The sequence below is a fragment of the Streptomyces fuscigenes genome, from assembly GCF_021556455.1.
In the GTDB taxonomy this organism is placed as follows: Bacteria; Actinomycetota; Actinomycetes; order Streptomycetales; family Streptomycetaceae; genus Streptomyces; species Streptomyces fuscigenes.
In genome coordinates this window covers 1-4,512 of record NZ_JAKGCV010000440.1, presented here as the reverse complement: position 1 = coordinate 4,512, position 4,512 = coordinate 1, and the positions used below count along the sequence as shown (strand labels likewise).

The 4,512-nt window shown below is 74.2% G+C and carries 3 protein-coding genes and 1 pseudogene; 2 read left to right on the top strand and 2 right to left on the bottom strand.

The genetic code is table 11. The features are described from left to right. Together L1885_RS24190 and rocD are read right to left on the bottom strand one after the other, a co-directional pair. Nucleotides 1-232, bottom strand: a pseudogene (locus tag L1885_RS24190) (hypothetical protein); the annotation flags it as partial. Nucleotides 233-314: 82 nt separating this feature from the next. Further along, nucleotides 315-1,559 (bottom strand): ornithine--oxo-acid transaminase, encoded by a 1,245-nt coding sequence (rocD, locus tag L1885_RS24185; protein WP_268984450.1) that lies wholly within the window; start codon nucleotides 1,557-1,559, stop codon nucleotides 315-317. A 280-nt stretch (nucleotides 1,560-1,839) separates the two neighbouring features. Here rocD and glyA point away from each other — a divergent pair, with 280 nt between their 5' ends. Both glyA and trpS read left to right on the top strand, forming a co-directional pair. Beyond that, a complete protein-coding gene (glyA, locus tag L1885_RS24180) occupies nucleotides 1,840-3,249 on the top strand; it encodes a serine hydroxymethyltransferase (protein ID WP_235799283.1) in 1,410 nt (469 codons plus the stop codon). A 118-nt stretch (nucleotides 3,250-3,367) separates the two neighbouring features. Beyond that, nucleotides 3,368-4,381 (top strand): tryptophan--tRNA ligase, encoded by a 1,014-nt coding sequence (trpS, locus tag L1885_RS24175; protein WP_235799282.1) that lies wholly within the window; start codon nucleotides 3,368-3,370, stop codon nucleotides 4,379-4,381. Nucleotides 4,382-4,512 lie beyond the last annotated feature (131 nt).

Sequence of the window (4,512 nt, the reverse complement as noted above, 5' to 3'; positions counted from 1 at the left end):
CGAGGGCGGCGCCCACGACGTAGATCGGCAGCGTGCGCAGCGCGACGACCTGGAGCACGAACCCGCCGGCGTCGAGCGCCAGGCCGAGCACGTACCGCCACTGCCGCGCGGCGCGCAGCAGCAGGGCCGCGTCGACGCCCGACCCGGAGCCGGGGGCGGCGGCGCGCGCTGCCGCGGCCTGGAGGACGGCCGCGGTGCCGAAGAACACCGAGGCGCCGAACGCGCAGATCATCCCGAGGGCCACGCCCCGACCCTAGGACCTCCCGTCGCTCCGGGCCGCCGCCCCGTCCCCCTGGCGGCGGCCCGCCCCGGGCTCAGCCCTCCGCGAGGACCTCCCGCAGCCGGTCCAGACCCCAGTCCAGGTCCTCCTTGCTGACCACCAGCGGCGGCGCCAGCCGGATCGTCGAGCCGTGCGTGTCCTTGACGAGCACGCCCCGCTCCATCAGCCGCTCGGAGATCTCGCGGCCGGTGCCGAGCGCCGGGTCGACGTCCACGCCGGCCCACAGTCCCCGGCCGCGCACCTCCCGCACGCCGCCGCGCCCCACCAGCAGGCCGAGTTCGCGGTGCAGGTGGTCGCCGAGCTCCGCCGCGTACCCCTGGAACTCCCCTGTCCGCAGCATCGCGATCACCTCCAGCGCGACCGCGCACGCCAGCGGGTTGCCGCCGAACGTCGAACCGTGCTCACCCGGCTTGTGCACGCCCAGCACCTCCGCCGAGGAGACGACCGCCGACACCGGCACCACGCCCCCGCCGAGCGCCTTGCCGAGGACGTACATGTCCGGCACCACGCCCTCGTGCTCGCAGGCGAACGTGCGTCCCGTACGGCCGAGGCCGGACTGGATCTCGTCCGCGACGAACAGCACGCCGCGCTCCCGCGTCAGCTCGCGCACCCTCCGCAGGTAGCCGTCCGGCGGCACCAGGACCCCCGCCTCGCCCTGGATCGGCTCCAGCAGCACGGCGACCGTGCGGTCGCTCAGCGCGGCCTCCAGGGCCGTCGCGTCGCCGTACGGCACGATGTCGAACCCGGGTGTGTAGGGACCGAAGTCGGCGCGCGCCTCGGGATCGGTGGAGAAGCTGACGATCGTCGTCGTACGGCCGTGGAAGTTGTCCGACGCGACGACGATGCGCGCCTCGCCGTCCGGGACGCCCTTGACGCGGTAGCCCCACTTGCGGGCGGTCTTGACCGCCGTCTCGACGGCCTCTGCGCCCGTGTTCATCGGCAGGACCATCTCCATGCCGCACAGGTCGCCGAGCTGCTCGCAGAACGCGGCGAACCGGTCGTGGTGGAACGCGCGCGACGTCAGCGTCACCCGTTCCAGCTGCGCCTTCGCCGCGTCGATCAGCCGGCGGTTGCCGTGGCCGAAGTTGAGCGCCGAGTACCCGGCGAGCATGTCGAGGTAGCGGCGGCCTTCGACGTCCGTCATCCAGGCGCCGTCCGCCGAGGACACCACCACCGGGAGCGGGTGGTAGTTGTGGGCGCTGCGGGCCTCGGCCGAGGCGATGGCCTGCTGCGTGGGGCTGGACGCGGTGCCGGGCGTGGGGCCAGAGGGGGTCGGCAAGATGATCCTCCGATCGTTCGGCGCGAAAGGGCTCGTACGCCGGTTTCTACCGTGTTTCTGCCCTACGGCGGGCAAAGCTGACCCTCCCGGCGAATGTCCGTGTGCCGTCGGCCCCGCGTCGGTACGCTGGGCGGCAAGCACGGCGACTGGCGTACGCGGAACGGACCGCGGGGGAGCCGTGCGGGCAGCCGTGCGGACCCGCACGTCCGCACCGAGGTGTCGCCCCGCCTGGGCACCGGGACCCGACCGCCGACGACGGATCGTCCCGGAGGACACCGCCATGACCCAGGCAGCTCCGCACACCCTTCCCACGAGCACCCCGGACGCGGCGGACGCCGCGGACCCCACCAGCACCGCGGACCCCACCAGCACCGCGGACCCCACCAGCACCGCGGACCCCGGCAGCACCGCACCCGGCGGCGGCGGGCCCGCCCGCCGCCCGGCGCTCGCCGCGACCGACCCGCGCCTCGCCGAACTCGTCGCGGCCGAGGAGCACCTCCAGGCCGCGACCCTGCGGCTGATCCCCAGCGAGAACTACGTGTCGCAGGCGGTGCTCGACGCCTCAGGCACCGTCCTGCAGAACAAGTACAGCGAGGGCTACCCCGGTCGCCGCTACTACGAGGGCCAGCAGGTCGTCGACCAGGTCGAGACGCTCGCCGTCGAGCGCGCGAAGGCGCTGTTCGGCGTGGAGCACGCCAACGTGCAGCCCTACTCCGGCTCGCCCGCGAACCTCGCCGTCCACCTCGCCTTCGCGAAGCCGGGCGACACCGTCATGGGCATGGCCCTGCCGATGGGCGGTCACCTCACGCACGGCTGGGGCGTGTCGGCCACCGGCATCTGGTTCCGGGGCGTGCAGTACGGGGTGCGGCGCGACACCGGCCGCGTCGACCTCGACCAGGTCCGCGACCTCGCCCGGGCCGAACGCCCGGCGATCCTGTTCTGCGGCGGCACGGCCGTGCCCCGCCTCATCGACTTCGCCGCGTTCGCCGAGATCGCGCGGGAGGTCGGCGCCGTCCTGGTCGCCGACATCGCCCACATCGCGGGCCTGGTCGCGGGCGGTGCCCACCCCTCGCCCGCACCGCACGCCGACGTGGTCTCGACCACGACGCACAAGACGCTGCGCGGCCCCCGCGGCGCGATGCTGATGTCGCGCGGCGAGCACGCGAAGGCGATCGACAAGGCCGTCTTCCCCGGGCTCCAGGGCGGCCCGCACAACCAGACCACGGCGGCGATCGCCGTCGCCCTGCACGAGGCGTCCGCCCCGTCGTTCCGCGACTACGCGCGGGCGGTCGTCGCCAACGCGCGCGAGCTGGCCGACCAGCTCCTGGCGCGTGGCTTCGACCTCGTCTCCGGGGGCACCGACACCCACCTGATCCTGATGGACCTCACGTCGAAGGACATGCCGGGCAAGACCGCCGCCAAGGCGCTCGACCGCGCCGGCCTCGTCGTGAACCACAACGCGGTCCCCTTCGACCCGCGCAGGCCGTTCGACCCCTCCGGCATCCGGGTCGGCACGCCGGCGCTCACCAGCCGCGGGCTGACGACCGCGCACATGGCCGCCGTCGCGCAGTGGATCGACCGGGGCGTCACGGCCGCGCGCACCGGGGACGAGCCGGCCCTGGCGGCGATCCGGGGCGAGGTCGCCGAGCTGATGGCGGCGCACCCGGCGCCGGGCCTGCCCACCGCCTGAGCACCGCGGGGGCGGGCCGCACCGGTCCGCCCCCGTGCTCCCGGGCCGTCCCCCGGGGCCGGGGCGGGCCCCGCCGTCGCGCGCACGGCCCCGCGGCCGCACCTGAGAGAATGGCGGCATGGCCTCAGACCGTCCTCGCGCCCTGTCCGGGATCCAGCCCACCGCCGGCTCGTTCCACCTCGGCAACTACCTCGGCGCCGTCCGCCAGTACGTCGCACTCCAGGAGTCCCACGACGCCTTCTACATGGTCGTCGACCTGCACGCCATCACGGTCCCGCAGGACCCGGCGGAGCTGCGCGCCAACACCCGGCTCGCCGCCGCGCAGCTGCTCGCCGCGGGGCTCGACCCGCAGCGGTGCACGCTGTTCGTGCAGAGCCACGTCCCCGAGCACGCGCAGCTCGGCTGGGTCATGAACTGCATCACGGGCTTCGGCGAGGCCTCCCGCATGACGCAGTTCAAGGACAAGTCGGCCAAGCAGGGAGCCGACCGCACCACCGTGGGCCTGTTCACGTACCCGGTCCTCCAGGTCGCCGACATCCTCCTCTACCAGGCGGACGCCGTTCCCGTGGGCGAGGACCAGCGCCAGCACATCGAGCTGACCCGCGACCTGGCCGAGCGGTTCAACGGCCGGTTCGGGCACACCTTCACCGTGCCCTCGCCGCACATCGTCAAGGAGACGGCGAAGATCTACGACCTCCAGGACCCGTCGGCGAAGATGAGCAAGTCGGCGTCCACGCCGAAGGGCCTCATCAACCTGCTGGACGAGCCCAAGGCCACCGCGAAGAAGGTCCGCAGCGCCGTCACCGACACCGGCTCGGAGATCGTCTACGACGCCGTGAACAAGCCGGGCGTCAGCAATCTGCTCACGATCTACTCCACGCTGACCGGCAGCTCCGTCGCCGAACTGGAGGCCCGCTACGCCGGCCAGGGCTACGGAGCGCTGAAGACCGACCTCGCGGACGTCATGGTCGATTTCGTCACACCCTTCAAGGAGCGCACGCAGGCCTACCTGGAGGACCCGGAGACCCTGGACTCCCTGCTCGCGGCCGGTGCCGAGAAGGCCCGCGCGGTCGCCGCCGAGACGCTGGCCGCCGCCTACGACCGGATCGGCTTCCTGCCCGCGAAGCACTGATCCGCGCCCCGGGCGGGGCACGCCGGCGGTGGCCGGCGGCCCGCGGGGCACCCTCCTCCGCACCGCCGGGCCCCCGGGGGCTCCCGCCGCCCCCGTACCCGTCCCCACCTGCGCCGGGAGCCCGGGCTGCC